Annotated in this window: 12 protein-coding genes; 8 read left to right on the forward strand and 4 right to left on the reverse strand. The window is 61.3% G+C overall.

The window, feature by feature from the left end:
- The first annotated feature begins 130 nt into the window (after positions 1 to 130).
- On the forward strand, positions 131 to 478 hold the full coding sequence (locus tag OHL18_RS03805) for an STAS domain-containing protein (RefSeq protein ID WP_263373499.1): 348 nt from the start codon (positions 131 to 133) through the stop codon (positions 476 to 478).
- Positions 479 to 574: 96 nt separating this feature from the next.
- Here OHL18_RS03805 and OHL18_RS03810 read toward each other — a convergent pair whose 3' ends face one another.
- Together OHL18_RS03810 and OHL18_RS03815 are read right to left on the reverse strand one after the other, a co-directional pair.
- Positions 575 to 952: a hypothetical protein gene (locus OHL18_RS03810; RefSeq protein ID WP_263373500.1), complete on the reverse strand. Its 378-nt coding sequence runs from the start codon at positions 950 to 952 to the stop codon at positions 575 to 577.
- A gap of 25 nt (positions 953 to 977) precedes the next feature.
- Positions 978 to 1,604 carry an FMN-dependent NADH-azoreductase gene (locus OHL18_RS03815; RefSeq protein ID WP_263373501.1) on the reverse strand — a complete coding sequence of 209 codons (627 nt, stop codon included), beginning with the start codon at positions 1,602 to 1,604 and terminating at the stop codon, positions 978 to 980.
- A 101-nt stretch (positions 1,605 to 1,705) separates the two neighbouring features.
- Between OHL18_RS03815 and OHL18_RS03820 the strand changes: the two genes are divergently transcribed.
- The 3 genes from OHL18_RS03820 (at position 1,706) to OHL18_RS03830 (ending at position 7,768) form a co-directional block, all read left to right on the forward strand.
- A complete protein-coding gene (locus OHL18_RS03820; RefSeq protein ID WP_263373502.1) occupies positions 1,706 to 2,329 on the forward strand; it encodes a TetR/AcrR family transcriptional regulator in 624 nt (207 codons plus the stop codon).
- 261 nt (positions 2,330 to 2,590) lie between these two features.
- Positions 2,591 to 3,361: a methyltransferase family protein gene (locus OHL18_RS03825; RefSeq protein WP_263373503.1), complete on the forward strand. Its 771-nt coding sequence runs from the start codon at positions 2,591 to 2,593 to the stop codon at positions 3,359 to 3,361.
- 390 nt (positions 3,362 to 3,751) lie between these two features.
- Positions 3,752 to 7,768, forward strand: a complete 4,017-nt coding sequence (locus OHL18_RS03830) for a DUF3857 domain-containing protein (RefSeq protein WP_263373504.1) — start codon at positions 3,752 to 3,754, stop codon at positions 7,766 to 7,768.
- A gap of 126 nt (positions 7,769 to 7,894) precedes the next feature.
- Here OHL18_RS03830 and OHL18_RS03835 read toward each other — a convergent pair whose 3' ends face one another.
- Positions 7,895 to 9,484, reverse strand: a complete 1,590-nt coding sequence (locus tag OHL18_RS03835) for an amidase (protein WP_263373505.1) — start codon at positions 9,482 to 9,484, stop codon at positions 7,895 to 7,897.
- Between the two features lie 254 nt (positions 9,485 to 9,738).
- Here OHL18_RS03835 and OHL18_RS03840 point away from each other — a divergent pair, with 254 nt between their 5' ends.
- Positions 9,739 to 10,770, forward strand: a complete 1,032-nt coding sequence (locus OHL18_RS03840) for an LLM class flavin-dependent oxidoreductase (RefSeq protein ID WP_263373506.1) — start codon at positions 9,739 to 9,741, stop codon at positions 10,768 to 10,770.
- A 170-nt stretch (positions 10,771 to 10,940) separates the two neighbouring features.
- On the opposite strand, the gene OHL18_RS03845 is transcribed toward OHL18_RS03840, so the two are convergent.
- The gene (locus tag OHL18_RS03845; protein ID WP_263373507.1) at positions 10,941 to 11,582 is read right to left on the reverse strand and encodes an NAD(P)-dependent oxidoreductase; all 642 of its coding nucleotides are present in this window, start codon (positions 11,580 to 11,582) and stop codon (positions 10,941 to 10,943) included.
- A 751-nt stretch (positions 11,583 to 12,333) separates the two neighbouring features.
- Here OHL18_RS03845 and dnaN point away from each other — a divergent pair.
- The 3 genes from dnaN (at position 12,334) to OHL18_RS03860 (ending at position 15,634) form a co-directional block, all read left to right on the forward strand.
- Positions 12,334 to 13,503: a DNA polymerase III subunit beta gene (gene dnaN / locus OHL18_RS03850; protein ID WP_263373508.1), complete on the forward strand. Its 1,170-nt coding sequence runs from the start codon at positions 12,334 to 12,336 to the stop codon at positions 13,501 to 13,503.
- Positions 13,504 to 13,595: 92 nt separating this feature from the next.
- A complete protein-coding gene (locus OHL18_RS03855; RefSeq protein ID WP_263373509.1) occupies positions 13,596 to 14,048 on the forward strand; it encodes a DUF3592 domain-containing protein in 453 nt (150 codons plus the stop codon).
- 347 nt (positions 14,049 to 14,395) lie between these two features.
- Positions 14,396 to 15,634: a hypothetical protein gene (locus OHL18_RS03860; protein ID WP_263373510.1), complete on the forward strand. Its 1,239-nt coding sequence runs from the start codon at positions 14,396 to 14,398 to the stop codon at positions 15,632 to 15,634.
- The last annotated feature ends 54 nt before the right edge of the window (positions 15,635 to 15,688 follow it).

The raw sequence follows: 15,688 nt of genomic DNA on the forward strand, positions 1-15,688 counted from the left end.
CTTCGGTCGAGATGACGCTTCTTTGATGATGGTATGGCTGGCTAGGGATAAAGCAACAGCAGATCCTCCGCTGCGCGAAGGATGACAAGATTTGAGGAATTTGACCGAGTTTCGAACGAGGAGATGACTGGTGTCGAACGCTGCTGAAACGCCGCAATTGACGCTTGAGGTGGAACGCAAGGGAACGACGACGATCGTGCATTGCCGCGGCAAGCTAGTCTACGGAGTTACCGATGTTCTTTACTCGAACGTCAGCAAGCTGATACCGGAGTCGAAGCGGATCGTCCTCGACCTGACCGACCTGGCGTACATGGACAGCATGGGGTTGGGCGTGCTGATGCGGCTCTACGTGTCGGCACAGACCAAGGGCTGCAGTGTTGAGCTAATCCACATTGGCAAGCGGGTGCGCGAGCTGCTGGAGCTGACCAAGATTCTTGAGGTGTTTGGGTCGGTGGGTGAGCATGGGATGAGGTTCTGACTCGTGCACACGAACGCTCGCGCCGGGTCCCACTCATCGCGATACGGCTGCGATGAATGGGCACACGGTTGAGGAAGGCACAGAGTTGGGCGGGGGCTAGGGCTTTGCGGCTAGGATGCCGTTGAAGCTCTCGCGGTACTGGAGAAAGACCAGTATCCAGAGGACGCAGGCTACCACTGCGGGAGTTGCCCCCGGAGCGAGCGTCAGGTGGAAGGCGAGGATGTTGTAGAGTTCTCCCGCGAGCAGGACCAGGGCAAACGGAACGAAGAACCCTGACAGCAGAAGCAGACCGGCCACGAGTTGCACCGCAAAGAAGAACGCACCGAAGTGCGACGCGCTGACAGCCATGAAGAACTGCTGCGCAAGCGGATTTACCGGCGGCGGCTGGTGGATGAAGTTGAGGAATCCATTGAGGCCAAAGACGGTGAACATGAGACCGAGAAGGTAACGCGCTACGAGCGAAGCAATCTTCATGGTGCAGCTCTCCTAATTCGTGCGATTAGACTACCTGGGCGTGGGCCTGGACGGCTTGCAGATGGGGGGCCAGGAAGGTGGCGCGGTCGGCTCCGCGCATGAGGGCGCTTGCTCCGCCGGCGGTGATGACGGTGGCATCGGTGACTCCGAGGAAGCCGAAGACGGTGCGGAGATAGGGCTCTACGTGATCGTAGGAGGCCATCTGGGTGCCGGCGTCGTAGATGCCGCCTGTAGCGATAAGGAAGGTCACCTTCTTGCCGGTGAGCAGGCCTACAGGGGTGCCGGTTGCGTAGCTGAAGGTCTTGTTGACGCGGGCGATCTGGTCGATCCAGAGCTTGAGGACGGAGGGGATGCCGAAGTTGTGCATGGGCACGCCGATGACGTACTCGTCGGCCTCGAAGAGCTCGGAGATTAGGGAGTCGGAGAGGGTGAGGAGCTGCTTCTGCTCGGGGGTGCGGGAGTCTTCGGGAGTGTAGACGGCGGTGACCCATTCCGCGTTAATGGGCGGGATGAAGGTGGAGGTGAGGTCGCGTTCGATGAGGGTGGCGTCGGGGTGCGAGGACTTCCACTGGTCTACGAAGGCTGAGGAGAGCTGGCGCGAGACGGAGTGGCCGTAGAGAGGGCTGGAGTCGATGTGGAGAAGCGTGGGCATGGGTGAAACCTCCTTATACGACATATGACGCTTATTCAACATTCGTTGATTCAAATAAATCGACAGGTGTCGTGTAGGCATCTACTAATAAAGAGGGATTTATGCTCGAAGGTGCGATGGCCGAGACGATGCAATCCGGAAGTACGGCGGCGGGAGTGGTGGAATCGACCGATCCGCGCATCCTGCGGAGTCGCCGGATGTTGATGGATTCGCTGCTGAAGTTGCTCGATGAGAAGGAGTTCGATGCGATCTCGGTGCAGGAGATTGCGGAGCGGGCGACGCTGAACCGGGCGACGTTTTATCTGCACTATCCGGACAAGAATGCTTTGTTGCAGGCGATGACGGCGGCGCGGTTTCACGAGCTGATTGCGCGGCGTGGGCTTTCGTTTACGGACTGCGATGGAGGGCTGCGGGCGATTGCGCTGGGGGTGTGTGACTATCTTTCGGAGACGGCCGGATGCCCGAGCCAACTGACGAAGATGCCGCTCGAGGGGTCGATTATCCCGGCGGTGGAAGGGATGTTCCGGGAGGGCACGGGCAAGCACGAGGTGCCGGCGGGGGTCGATACGGAGATGCTGGGGACGGCGGCGGCTTGGGCGGTTTTTGGGGCGGCTCGGAGGTGGTTGCAGACACCTGGACGCATGCCGGCGGAGGAGATGGCGGCACGGATTGAGGCGATGGTGAAGCCGATTCTGATGAGTGCGGCGGGGTCGGGCTTATCTTGATAGCCCGGGATAGATCGAAAACCGTACCTCAGCGGCTAAAGCCGCACGGCGTAGCGAAACTCTTTGGCACGGCTGAAGCCGTTCCCTTAAGCAATACCGGAATCTTAACCTCTTCTCGGTCTGGGATTGCGGTCGCCGGGCGAGATGCGGGGATTCTTCGCCTTCGGCTCAGAGTGACGGTGGGGGGTGGGATGGCGGCGGGACGGTGGGGATGGGAACCTGATCCGGGAAGGTCGAAGGGAATGCAAGTATTCTGGGGGTATGAAGGCTAGTGCTTTGGAGTTTCGGCTGCGGTTTTTGGTGCATGGAGTGATTTATGTTGTGGGGTATACCGCGCCCTGGAATTATCTGGTTAGCAAAGGCGCTGCGGATGCCGGGTTCTGGTCGGGGAAGGCGATCTGGCTGCCGGCGGCGCTGGCAATCGAGCGGGCGGGATGGACTTCGCTGACCGGGGCGGCGAATCTGCTGCTGGCGCTGGGGATCTTCTTTGCGTTGGCGGGAGCGGCGCTGCGGACGTGGGGTGCGGCTTATATCGGATCGGCAGTGGTCAAGGATGGCGGGATGCATGATGCTTCCGCGCAGACGGCTGCGGCGGGTGTGGTGGCGGATGGGCCTTACCGGTATATGCGGAATCCGCTGTATGTGGGGACGATGCTGCATACGCTTGCGGTGACGCTGCTGATGCCGCTGAGTGGGGCGGTGTTTGTGGTGGTGGCGATTGCGGTTGAACAGATGCGGTTGATCAGTGGGGAAGAGGCGTTTCTTGAGGGCAAGCTGGGTGAGCGGTATCTGGAGTATAAGCGGCTGGTGCCTCGGATTGTGCCTTCGCTGAAGGCCCGGGTGATGGGTTCGGGGGTACGGCCGCAGTGGGGGATGGCGGTGCTGGGCGAGGTCTACTTCTGGGGCGTGGCCGTGGCGTTCGCGTCGGTGGGGATGCGGTATAACGCTTTGTTGGTGATCCAAGGTGTGGTGGTGGCGTTTGGGGCTTCGCTGGTGGCGCGGGCGTTCGTGCCCAAGGTCGTGACCGCTTAGGTTGGCGGTTTACGTCCCACCCATCGCGATGAGACTGCGATGGATGGGGCACCCGGGGCGGTTCGTGGCCAGGCGAGGTGTGCGGTTCGTGCTTCGCGCGAAGGCCCACCTTAGCGACGATGAAACTGTCGCGAAGATGGGGCACCCGGCTTGGAGTGTCTGGGAGCAATGGCGGCGTAGTATGCTCAGGTTCATCCCAACCGTTTCACAGGCCACCTTTTCATGCGAATGCTTTGCCGTAGAGTTCCTCTCGCCTTCTTTGGAGTTCTTTCTGCCTCTTCTCTAACAGCTATTGGACAGACACCAACTTGGGCGCTCGATGGAGCGGCGTTCTCGGCCACGCCTGCGGCGATTCAAAGGGCGGCTACGACAGTTAAGGCTGAGCCATTGATGAGCGTGACGGTGCTCTTCGAGCAGGAGCGGTATGTGCTCTCGGCGGATGGGCGGACGGTGCAGACGCACCAACTGGTCTATCGGATCGAGGACAAAGAGGGCGTCGAGGAGTGGAACCAGACATCGGTGGAGTGGGACCCGTGGTATCAGGAGCGGCCATCGATCAAGGCGCGCGTGATTGGGACGGACGGGAAGGTGTCGGAGCTGGATGCGAAGACGCTGACCGATGTTCCGGCGAAGAACGAGTCGGAGGATACGTTCTCCGATAGCCGGATCTATAAGGGACCCCTGCCGGGTGTGGCCGTGGGGTCGATCGTCGAGGAAGAGACGGTGGTGACGGATAAGTCGCCGTTCTTCGCGGGCGGCGGAATCTATCGCACGTACTTCTCGCGTGCGGTGCCGGTGGTGCGGTCGCGGCTGGTGGTGGTGGCTCCGGAGGGCGTGGAGCTCAAGACGAAGGCGCATTCGCTGCCGGACTCGACGGCGCCGCAGATTGAAGCTCACGGGACGAATAGGACCTACGTGTGGGATCTTTCGACGGTGCCCGAGTCGGTGAACTCCGATATTGCGCTCGCTACGGACAAGCCACGGAGCGTGTTTGTGGAGTTCGCGACCGGAGCTTCCTGGGCGTCGGTGGCATCGGCTTACCGACAGCTCTCGGACTCGCAGATACAGCCGGAGCAGGTGAAGTCGCTCGTCGCGGGGCTGCCGACGGGCGATTCGATGGCGACGATTGCGGCGTTGGTGGCGAAGCTGCATAAGGAGATTCGTTACACCGGGATCGAGTTTGGCGAGTCAGCGCTGAAGCCACAGACTCCGGGCGAGGTGCTGAAGCGGCGCTATGGCGACTGCAAAGACAAGGCCGCGCTGCTGGTAGGGATGTTGAGGGCGTCGGGGATTCCGGCGGAGCTGGCGCTGCTGTCGACCGGGCCGGGGTATGACGTGGGTGCGGAGTTGGCGGGGATGAACCAGTTCAACCATGCGATTGTGCATGTACCTGCGGGGAAGAATGGACGGCAGGAGCTTTGGATCGATGCGACAGCGGAGTTCACGAAGGTGGGCGACCTGCCTTATCCGGACCAGGGGCGGATGGCGCTGCTGATCGCGGAGGGAACGACGGGGCTGACGCAGATTCCGGAGGCGAAGCCGACCGACAGCGTGGATGTGGAGACACGAGAGTTTGAGCTGAAGCAGTTTGGGCCGGCGCGGGTGGTGGAGACGTCGAGCACGACCGGACATATCGATGCGGACTATCGGTATCGATATGGCGGGGCGGAGACGAAGTCGACCAAGGAAGACCTGGAGGCCTATGCGAAGCGGTTCTACAACGCGAAGGCGCTGACGCATACCGAGCACACGGATGGGAGCGATCTGAACAAGCCCTTTGTGCTGCGGCTCGAGATGGACAAGGCCGCGCGCGGGACGTCGGATATTGGCGGTGCGGCGGTGGGGATCCCGCCGGCGGGCACGATGACGATGCTGCCGCGATGGTTCTTCGACGAGTCGGAGGCGGATGAGACGAAGCTGACGGAGGAGCAGAAGGCCGACCTCGCAAAGGCGAAGCTGCAGCGCGCAGAGGACTACCAGGTACAGCCTTATATCGAAGAGGTTCGTTACCGGGTGGTTGTGCCGGAGGGATTCGTGCCGCGGGCTCTGCCGGAGGACCAGACGGTACATATGGGGCCGGCGGTGATGACTCGCCATTATGCGGAGGAGACCGTCGCGGGTAAGAAGGTGGTGACGGCGGTGATGCGCTTCGATACGGTGAAGCCGCGCTACACCGTGGATGAGGCGTTGGCGCTGAAGAAGGCGGCTGTGGAGCAGAACAAGCTGCAGTACATCCTGTTGCAGTTTGACCAGGTGGGGGCGAAGGCGATTGCCGAGGGTAAGGTACGGGACGGGCTGTCCGCGGACCGGGCATTGATCGCCGCGCATCCGGACGATGCCATGCATCATGTGCAGTTGTCCGCGGCGCTCTTGGGTGTGGGGCTTGGGGATGAGGCGAAGACCGAGGCGCGGCGGGCGACTGAGCTTGATCCGAAGCTGCAGATTGCGTGGCTGCAGCTGGGGGTGTCGCTCGAGCACAACAATATCGGGGTGCGGTTTGCGAAGGGGTTCGATCGCAAGGGAGCGCTGGAGGCGTACCGGAAGGCGGAGACGCTGGACACGGAGAACATTGTGCCGGTGGTGGACCTGGCAGTGTTGTCTGAGTACAACGATGAGGGCGAGCGGTATGCGGCAGGCTCGAATCTTGCGGACGCGGTGAAGGCGTATCGGTCGCTGAAGACGATCGATCCGAACTCTGGCGATGCTTATGAGGACAGCTTGCTGTTTGCGTTACTGTACGACAAGAAGTATCTGGACGTGCTCGCCGAGCTCAAGACGCTGCCGATGAATGCGACGCGGGACGCGATGGCGGTGACGGCGGCGGTGGCTGCTGGCAACAACGGCGAGGGCGATGTGGCGGCGGGGTTGAAGCGGGCTGACCTGGTGGCGGGCGGAGATCAACAGAAGTCGGCTGCGCTAAGGTTGGCGGGGCTGGAGTTGATCCGGCTGGAGCGGTATGCGCTGGCGGCCGAGATGCTGAAGGCGGCGACAGCGGGGCAGACGGATTCGGCGCAGATGGCGCAGCAGATTACGATCTTCGCCACTCTGAAGCATGCGGACACAACACCTCTGCCGGCGACGGACCCGAAGGCCCCGGTGCGGCTGATGTTTGTGTCCGTGATGACGGGAACGATGGAGAAGGAGGAGGCAAACTTCCTAGACCGCAATGCGTATGCGACAGAGAAGGAGTGGCAGGCGAACGTGAAGCACAATAGCGATGCTTCAGGGGTGATGCGAACGATGGCCGCGCAGGCGCAGCTGCCGATGGCGGTGATGCGCGACATCGTGCTGGGCAATGCAAAGCTGACCGCTACGGGCGACGATACGAAGGGATACCGGACGACGATGACCTCGCTGGGGGCGCCGACGCAAAGCTTGTTTGTGACGAAGGACGACGGCAGGTATCGGATTGTGGCAGAGGGAAAGGACGCCGCAGAGGTTGGCAACTATGCGCTGTATCTGCTGGCGCATGGTCGCGAGGCGGAGGCGCGGAACCTGCTGGACTGGAAGCGGGAGCTGGTGCATAAGGGCGGAGGGGATGACCCGCTTGAGGGGATGTTGTTTCCGAGGTTCTGGACGACGGGAAGTGCGAGCACGGCAAATGCGGGAGCGGATGCGATCCGGATTGCGGCCTTGGCACTGACGCTGACCAAACCGTCGAGCCAGACGCCGATTGAGCCGGCGCTGGCGGCGTTGAAGACCGCTAGTGGGGCTGCGGCCACGGATCTGGAGTTGCTCCTGGCGGGCGCGTACATCAACAGGGAGGATTACAAGACGGCGGAGGTGTACTCGGACAAGCTGCTGAAGGAGTATCCGGACTCGGTTACAGCGATCCAGACGGCGGGGAGGATCTACCTGGGGACGGGCGAGTTCAAGGCGTGGAGCGAGATGCTGAAGACGCGGCTGGAGACGAAGCCGGGAGACCGTGATCTGCTGGGACAGGCAGCGGAAGAGGCCGAGGCGGAGCAGGACTTCGGCCGAGCAAGGGCGGACCTGCAGCAGATTGTGGATGCGGGCAAGGCGACGAGCAGCGATTACAACTCTTATGGGTGGCTGGGGCTGTTTGATAACCACCTGGACCAGAAGACTACCGAGGCGGCGCAGCAGGCGAACCAGTTGACGAAGAGTTCGAACTTCAGCGTCATGCATACGCTGGCGTGCGTGTACGCGGCGGAGGGGAAGACGACGGAGGCACGGCAGCTTCTGCTGGCGGCGATGGCGACTCGGAACGAGTCGGAGCCGAGCGAGGAGGTGTGGTTCGGGCTGGGGCTGACTTATGAGCAGTTCGGAGCGAAGGAGGCGGCGATCGCGGCTTACAAGCGGGTGGAGAAGCCGGAGGGGAGATTGGACAGCCCGGTGAGTACTTATCTGCTGGCGCAGAAGCATTTGAAGGGGCTGGGGGCGTAAGGAGTTGGTTGGGGTTTTTGGGTGGGACCCCAGTATTTGCGACTGGTGAGAGTAAAGACGAAATGCGGGGTCTCTCCACTGCGCGACGGACGATGGTGCTGTCCGTCGCTTCGGTCGAGATGACAATTACGTGTTTGCGGGTTTTGGCTCTGCGTCGGCTTCGACGAGGGGCGGTACGGGGGTGTCCGGCGTTAGGGTGGGCTTGCGTTTGTGCCAGTCGGTGGCTTGCTGGAAGGCGTAGGCCAGGGCCAGGACCTTGCCCTCGGAGAAGTGGGGGCCGGCGATCATGAGGCCTACGGGAAGACCGCTCTTCGAGAAGCCGCAGGGGAGCGTCAGGGCAGGGACTCCGTAGACGTCGAAGGGGGCGGTGTTGTAGCAGCCGGAGGTGGGGTCGAAGAAGTCGTAGGCCTTGGTGGGCTTGCGGTCGCTCATCTCGACCTTCAAGGAGTCTCTGAGGGGCTTGGGCAGGCTGGTGGTGGTGGGCATGACGACGAGGTCGATCTCCTTGAAGGCGGCGTCGATGTGGCGACGGATCATGGCGAGCGTGAGGTGCGCGTTGGAGCTGTCGGACGCGGTGGCTGGGGTGAGGATGGACTTCATGTCCTGAAGCGTGGGCGGCATGTAGTCCATGCCGGATTGCTTGATGAGGGGTTCGTGATAGGCGGCGGTGTCGCCGATGGCGTTGAAGAAGTTTTCGCCCTCCGGCATCGCGGGCAGCGGAGCGTGTGAGGTGACCCCACGAGTGAGTTTGGTGAGGACGACGATAGCGGCGGCGACGATCTCAGCGACTTCTGGTTCAAGGTGGTCGTAGTACTCGACGGGTGCGCCTAGCTTGAAGCTGGAGACGGGCTGCTTCATCAGCTTGAAGTAGTCCTGCTTTGGGGCTTCGACGCTGAAGGGGTCCTGGTTGTCGTAGCCGGTTAGTTCGGTAAGCATGAGGGCGACGTCTTCTACGGTGCGGGCCATGGGGCCGCAGTGATCGAGCGAGGCGAGGCAGGGGATGATGCCGCTAACGGAGACCAGGCCGGTGGTGGGCTTGATGCCGACGATGCCGCACCAGGACGAGGGCACGCGGATGCTGCCGCCGGTGTCGGTACCGAGCGCGCCGTAGCAGAGGTCGGCGGCAACGGCCGCGCCTGAGCCGGAGGAGCTGCCGCCGGTGATCAGAGCGAGGTTCCAGGGATTGCGGGCAGGGCCGAAGTAGGAGACATCGCCGGTGCAGCCCAGGGCGAACTCGTGGAGATTGACCTTGCCGAGGATGACTGCGCCGGAGGCGACTAGCTTCGTGACGACTTCGGCATCTTCGGTAGGAACACGCGTCCGGAACATGGGGCTGGCGGCGGTGGTGCGGGTGCCGGCGGTGTCGATGTTGTCCTTGAGGGCGATGGGGATGCCGTGGAGCGGGCTGCGGAACTTCCCGGCTTTGGCTTCTTCGTCCAGCTGCGCGGCTTGCTTCAGGGCCTCGGTGGCCATGAGGGTGACGTAGGCATTCACCTTGGGGTCGTAGATGGCGATGCGGGCGAGAAGCGCTTTGGTGAGCTGCATCGAGGTGACGGTGCGATTGCGGATGCGGGTCGAGGCTTCTAGGAGGGTGAGGCTGGTGAGATCCTCGCTAGGTATGTCGGATGCGGAGAGGGGGCTTGAGGAGAACAGGGCTCCCGCGGCGAGGGTGCTGCCGCATAGGGTGGTGAAGTCGCGTCGAGAGAGCTTTTTCATGGCCGCCTTTGAGTGGGTGATGACTTAGAGTCTCTGCTTTGTGAGGGTTGCGCAAGAGGAAATGCGGGATGGTCGTGCGTTGTACGATCCCACCCATCGCGATGACGCTGCGATGGATGGGGCACCCCGGGCGTTTGTGGCGATGGGAACTGCTAAAGGCAAAAGCAGATCCCCTTCGGGGATGACAAACGAAGGTCGGGCTGGATGGCAAACAAGAGGAGTAGGGGATGACAAACTAATGAGGAGGATTCTTTATGCAGATTGGGATTGATAGTTTTGCGGCGGTGATCTCGGAGCCGGGTGGGGTGGCGATCTCCGCGGAGCAGAGGATTGCGAATCTGCTGGAGGAGATCGAGCTGGCCGACCAGGTGGGGCTGGATACGTTTGGGATTGGGGAGCATCATCGGGAGGAGTTTCTGGACTCGGCGCCGGTGGTGCTGCTGGCGGCGGCGGCGGCGAGGACGAAGCAGATTCGGCTGACAAGTGCGGTGACGGTGCTGAGCGCGGCCGATCCGGTGCGGGTGTTTCAGGAGTTTGCGACGCTTGACCTGGTGTCGAAGGGGCGGGCGGAGATGGTGGTGGGGCGCGGGTCGTTTGGCGAGGCTTATCCGCTTTTTGGCATGAAGTTCGAGGATTATGACTCGCTGTTTGAGGAGAAGCTCGACCTGCTGCTGGAGGTTCGCGACAACGTGCATGTGGAGTGGGCGGGCAAGCATCGGGCGGCGCTGACCGGACAAGGGGTTTATCCCAGGCCGGTGCAGGAGAAGCTGCCGATCTGGGTTGGGGTGGGTGGGACGCCGGCCTCGTTCGCGCGCGCGGGAGCGCTAGGGCTTCCGCTGATGGTGGCGATTATTGGCGGGGAACCGCATCGGTTCGGGCCGTTGATCGAGCTTTATCGCGAGGCGGGGCGGCGGGCTGGGGTTCCGGCGAGTGAGTTGAAGGTGGGGCTGCACCAGTTTGGGTTTGTGGGAGAGACATCGCAGGGAGCTTCGGATGAGTTCTGGCCCGGGCATCAGCGGATGTTCACGCATATCGGGAAGGAGCGTGGGTGGCCGCCCACGACGCGGGAGCAGTTTGAGGCTACGCGGGGTCGCACGGGGGCTTACTTGATTGGGACGGCGGAGGAGATTGTCGAGAAGATTCTGCGGGAGAATGAGGTTTTGGGTGGGTTGGCAAGGATCACGTTCCAGATGACGAATGTGGCTCTGGAGCATAAGCAGATGTTGAAGTCGATTGAGATGCTGGGGACGAAGGTGGCACCGGTGGTGAGGGAGGCGTTGGGGTAGGATCTCTAAGGACCGCAGGGATGAGGTTTACGTCCCACCCATGACGATAAAACCGTCATGGATGGGGCACCCGGCCGGTTCGTGGTGCGTCTCGGAGAAGATGCGGGGATTCTTCCCTTTCGCTTCGCTCGAGGGTCAGAATGACGGCTTTCGGGGTCGTCGGGCGTTGGCTACCAGGTGATGTAGACGCCTTTTTTTATCCATTGCGGGTTGGTTAGCTGGAGCATCATGAAGTCGGCTACGTCGGAGCGGGAGATGCGGGCGCCGTTGCGGGGGAGAGCGTCGGCGTCGATTCGGTAGTGGCCTCGCGCGGGACCGTCGGTGAGCATGGGGGGCATGACCATGGTCCAGTCGAGATTGCTGGCGGAGAGGACGCGGTACTGGTCGATCTGGGAGGCGACCGGATACTTGAGGAAGACGTTGTAGACGATGGTCTGGACGATCCAGCGACGCCAGGCGGGCTGTTTGTCGAGCGAGGTGGGGAGAGCTCCCGCCGAACCCAGCGCGATGAGGCGGCGAGGGCCGTATCGCTCCATCCCGGCGGTGATGAGGGGCATAGCTCGCTCGAGGACGTCTTCTTTCTTGACGGGCGAGTGGGCTCCGAGGGCGGAGAAGACGGCGTCGGTGTGGCGGAGAGTATCGGCGATGGCGGCGGGATCGAAGACGCTGCCTTCGACGACGCGGGTGCGACCGGCGTAGGGGAAGTTCTTTGGCTGACGGACTAGAGCGGTGACCGTGTGGCCGGCGGCGAGGGCGCGTCCGGTTAGAAGAGAGCCAGTACGGCCATTGGCTCCGAAGATGGCGATGTTCATTGGAGGCTCCTCAGAGTGCGCTGTGAGGTTCGATGCTGATTATCCACCGGGCACGCGGTTAGCTGTTCAAAAAAGAGGCGCTGTAAGGCATTCATTCTTCAAAGGGTTGGGGAAAATTCCCACTCTGCGAACGTTTCTTCTACGGGGCTGTGAAAAGCGCGTTGTGCGGAAGTGGGATAAGCGAGAACGGATGGGGGATTGGCGGCCGGGAATTCCAATGTTTGCGATTGCGATCAACCGGATTTGTAAAACGGGGCCGGGGCGGATCTTATTGATTTGGTGGGGCGTGGGATGGGTATCCACATTTCCAGCGTGAACGACTACGGCTACTGGTATTTGTCTTTCTTTTATCTAGTTTCTTAGAAGCAGTCGCCGGGGTGGAGTTTGTGGTGGGGTCAGCTGTCGCCGGGACGAGGTTTACGTCCCACCCATCGCGAAAAACAAAGGCGCGATGGATGGGGCACCCGTGCTTCGGTGCGGCTTCGGGCATGTCGGACGCGGGGTACACAGACGGGCATGGGATTTGCACAAAGTTTGTTGTCGCTTCCGGAGGGTGCTAAACCCTAGAATCAAGAGGATAGGCGCGGGATCAAACGCTGCATCAAAGAGAGTGCACGGTGCGGCCTCTTCGGTGTAGAGTTTTCCCAAGCGGCCATAGCACGAACGAGTTACGCGAGAGATGGAATTGGAGACAGAGACCGTGATAGAAGCTACCGAGGATGTTGCCAAGGATTCTGGTAAGGAGACTGGGATGACGACTGCCGCGGCACCGACCGGCAACCTTGAGATCACTGTTTCGCGGGCGGAACTGCTGCGGGAGTTGACGGCGGCGCAGAGTGTGGTCGAGCGGAAGACGACGATCCCGATCCTGTCGAACTTTTTATTTGAAGCAACAGCCGGCGAAGGGGATTCGGCCGGGCGGCTGACGATTACTGCCACCGATCTCGACCAGAGCCTGAAGACGAGCTGCGCGGCGAAGGTGAAGAAGCCCGGTGCCTGCACGATTCCTGCGCGCAAGCTGTACGACTACATCAAGTTGCTGCCCGAGGGCGATATCTCGATCAAGCTGATGGACAACCACTGGGTGCAGATCCGGGCTGGTCGGTCGAACACAAAGATGGTCGGAATGGCGCGGGCGAACTTCCCGCAGGTTCCGGAGTTTCCGACTTCAGGAGCGTACAAGATCACGGTGCCGTCGCTGAAGAACATGGTGTCGAAGACGATCTTTGCGATCTCGAACGAAGAGAGCCGGTATACGCTGAACGGCGCGCTGCTGGTGCTGAAGGCGGAGTCGATGGCGATGGTGGCGACGGATGGCCACCGGCTGGCGCATATTGAGAAGACGGGCGAGACGCTGGACGGGATCTCGGGTGAGAAGAAGACGCTGATTCCGCGGAAGGCGCTGGCTGAGATCGCTTCCCTGCTGGGTTCAACCGATGCGGAGACGCTGGACTTTGCGGATGACGATCAGACGCTGTTCTTCAAGATCGGCGGCCGGGTGCTGACCAGCCGCAAGTTGACAGGCCAGTTCCCGAACTATGAGGCGGTCCTGCCTCGCGAGAACACGAAGTTCGTGATCGTGCGGTCGGAAGATCTAATGGCGGCGATTCAGCGTGTGGCGCAGTTCGCCGATGAGCGCTCGGGTGCGATCAAGATCCGGCTGGAACAGAACGAGCTGAAGCTGTCCAGTTCTTCTACAGACGCCGGCGAATCAGAAGACACGATTGAGACGCCTTATAACTACGATCCTCTGGTGGTTGGGTTCAACAGCCAGTATCTGATCGACTTTCTGAAGGCGATTGGGACGCAGGGCGAGGTTCGGCTGGAGTTCAAGGACGCTCAAAGTGCGGGGCAGATGCGACCGGAAGATGGGAATGAGGATGTGAAGTATCGGTACATTTTGATGCCGATGCGTATTTGAGTTAGAAGACGTTTTTAGGGGCGGGCCAACACTCAGTGTTGGCCCGCTCTTGTTTTGAGTCCAGATACTGAACACACCTGTAGAGTGTCAAGATGACGACCGAGCTTCTGATGTACATTAGGCAACGATCTGGTGATGGACTCTTCAGCCTCTTCTATTTCGGTGGACTGCTGGCATTGATCGTCGCATGGACGCAATGGGATCGCCGCTATCGCAGAAAGTGGCTTGAGTACCGATCACGGAATTGGACCCGGGTGAAGGGGCAATTCGATGAGGGTGAAGTTGTCATAATGAGAAAGGGAAGATCAAAGGAAATCAGTGGTTATGAAGTGTGGCTGGCCTATGACTATTCCGTGGATGGGGAACAATTTGGGGTATTTCAGCTTTCCGAAAGACCTAGAAGAGATGAGGCGGAGGCAGCCTTGAAAATACTGGCGAATCGAGAGATCACCGTGCGCGTGAACCCTCGTAATTCAAAGAAAAGCTTCGTGTCGGATGAAGATCTCGAGGCGATTGGAGCTGTTATGGGGCGGAAAGAAAGTTGAGGCCAGGTAGACACCGCAGGGCGAGGAAAGAAGGGCGTACCTCAGCGGCTGAAGCCGCTTGGCGGTGGGGAATTTTGGCACGGCTGAAGCCGTGCCCTTAACACGGCGGTTCGCGCTTCGCGCGAATTTCCCACTCATCGCGAAAGACAAGAACGCGATGAGTGGGGCACAGGTTGACGGGTCGTGGATGTGGTGAAACGAGTGCGTTGGATGGAGCACTACGAGAGAATCCTGTTGCGTCATTCAGTTCGGCGTGGGATTATGGCCCACTCCAAGATTAACCGGGCCTGCTGTAGCGGAAGTTGATTCTCTATCGTCCAAATCCAATCCCCTTGAAGGCGCTCGTCATGCTGCATGAACATCCTGAATACGCATTCTGGGTTGCGGGGCTGCTGACCCTCGCGCTTACCGTTGTCCTGCTGCTTCTGGCGAGCACGCTCGACCCGAAGTGCGCGTTCAGCACCACGCATATCGGCCTCTTCAAGGGCATTGCGCGCTGGGTGCGCGAACATCTCGCGTGCTGCTGGAACCAGGTGACGAAGCTGATCATCGAGGGTGACACGCAGAGCTACAGCCTGTCGAAGCTGCAGTTCCTGCTGTGGACGATCGCTACCGTGTACGGGTACACGTACCTGTACATCGCACATACGTGGGTGCAGGGGCTGGCCGGGCTGCCGGATGTGACGGGCAAGTTTCCTTGGGAGACGGTGCTTGCGGGCGGGACGGCGGTGGCGTCGCAGATCTCGAAACAGGCGTTCGGGACCAAGGGTGGTGGGCCGCTGAAGCCGCAGCTTTCGGATCTGATCTCGGCTGGTGGCGTGATTGCTACGGGGAGGATTCAGTTTCTCTCGTGGACGTTGGTGGCGATTGCGGCTTACCTGTCGAGCATCTTTGCGAGCGATCCCTCGACGATTCATCTGCTGCCGGAGATCCCGGTGAGGCTGCTGGAGATCAGCGGCATCAGCGCGGGGACATATCTGGCGGCGCGGAGCGTCTCGCCGGCGGGCCCGCTGCTGACCAGCGCGGTCTTTACCTACGCTGTTCCGGGAGCTACGCCTGTGACGGCGCCGCCTGCTGATCCGTGCGCTTCGACGGGTAAGGTTTATGGGACGTTGTGCATCATTGGCGACCAGCTCTCGAAGAACTCGGTGCTGCAGGCCTTCCAGGCGACTCATGTTGCGGCTGCCGCGGCGGATCTGGTGAAGCAGAAGGCCGAAGCTGCGGCGTCCGGCGTGAGCGTTTCGGGTGTCGACCTGGGGAAGATCGAAGAGGTGACCGGGCTGGCGAGCGACGCGGTGAGCGGCGTCGATGGGGTGCCGATTAAGGGGTTCAAGTACGATCCGGCGAGCTTTGTGGCGTCCGAGAAGTATGCGGTTCCGGGAAGTCCGGGGATGTATACACGCCTGACGGTGACGCTGCTGGGTGGGCCGCTGCCGGATACGTGGACGCTGCGGCTGCAGAATGCGGACGGGAAGTATGCGGAGGTGCAGGTAGCGATGGACTCGCCGCCGCCAACGCCGCCGAACGCGGAGCCGGCGACGCCGCCTGAGGCGGGTACGGATGGGGATGCTCAGGCGGCGGGGTGAGGATCGTGGCTGGAGGCGGCTTACGTCCCACCCATCGCGAAGAACGCGATGGAT

It is taken from the genome of Granulicella aggregans, from assembly GCF_025685565.1.
GTDB lineage: Bacteria > Acidobacteriota > Terriglobia > Terriglobales > Acidobacteriaceae > Edaphobacter > Edaphobacter aggregans_B.

Bases quoted from the DNA above. Each gene is read 5' to 3' on its own strand.
- OHL18_RS03810 (WP_263373500.1), bottom strand. From the start codon at position 952: ATGAAGATTGCTTCGCTCGTAGCGCGTTACCTTCTCGGTCTCATGTTC.
- OHL18_RS03830 (WP_263373504.1), top strand. From the start codon at position 3,752: ATGAGCGTGACGGTGCTCTTCGAGCAGGAGCGGTATGTGCTCTCGGCG.
- OHL18_RS03840 (WP_263373506.1), top strand. From the start codon at position 9,739: ATGCAGATTGGGATTGATAGTTTTGCGGCGGTGATCTCGGAGCCGGGT.
- OHL18_RS03835 (WP_263373505.1), bottom strand. From the start codon at position 9,484: ATGAAAAAGCTCTCTCGACGCGACTTCACCACCCTATGCGGCAGCACC.
- OHL18_RS03845 (WP_263373507.1), bottom strand. From the start codon at position 11,582: ATGAACATCGCCATCTTCGGAGCCAATGGCCGTACTGGCTCTCTTCTA.
- OHL18_RS03820 (WP_263373502.1), top strand. From the start codon at position 1,706: ATGCTCGAAGGTGCGATGGCCGAGACGATGCAATCCGGAAGTACGGCG.
- OHL18_RS03815 (WP_263373501.1), bottom strand. From the start codon at position 1,604: ATGCCCACGCTTCTCCACATCGACTCCAGCCCTCTCTACGGCCACTCC.
- OHL18_RS03825 (WP_263373503.1), top strand. From the start codon at position 2,591: ATGAAGGCTAGTGCTTTGGAGTTTCGGCTGCGGTTTTTGGTGCATGGA.
- OHL18_RS03855 (WP_263373509.1), top strand. From the start codon at position 13,596: ATGACGACCGAGCTTCTGATGTACATTAGGCAACGATCTGGTGATGGA.
- OHL18_RS03860 (WP_263373510.1), top strand. From the start codon at position 14,396: ATGCTGCATGAACATCCTGAATACGCATTCTGGGTTGCGGGGCTGCTG.
- dnaN (WP_263373508.1), top strand. From the start codon at position 12,334: ATGACGACTGCCGCGGCACCGACCGGCAACCTTGAGATCACTGTTTCG.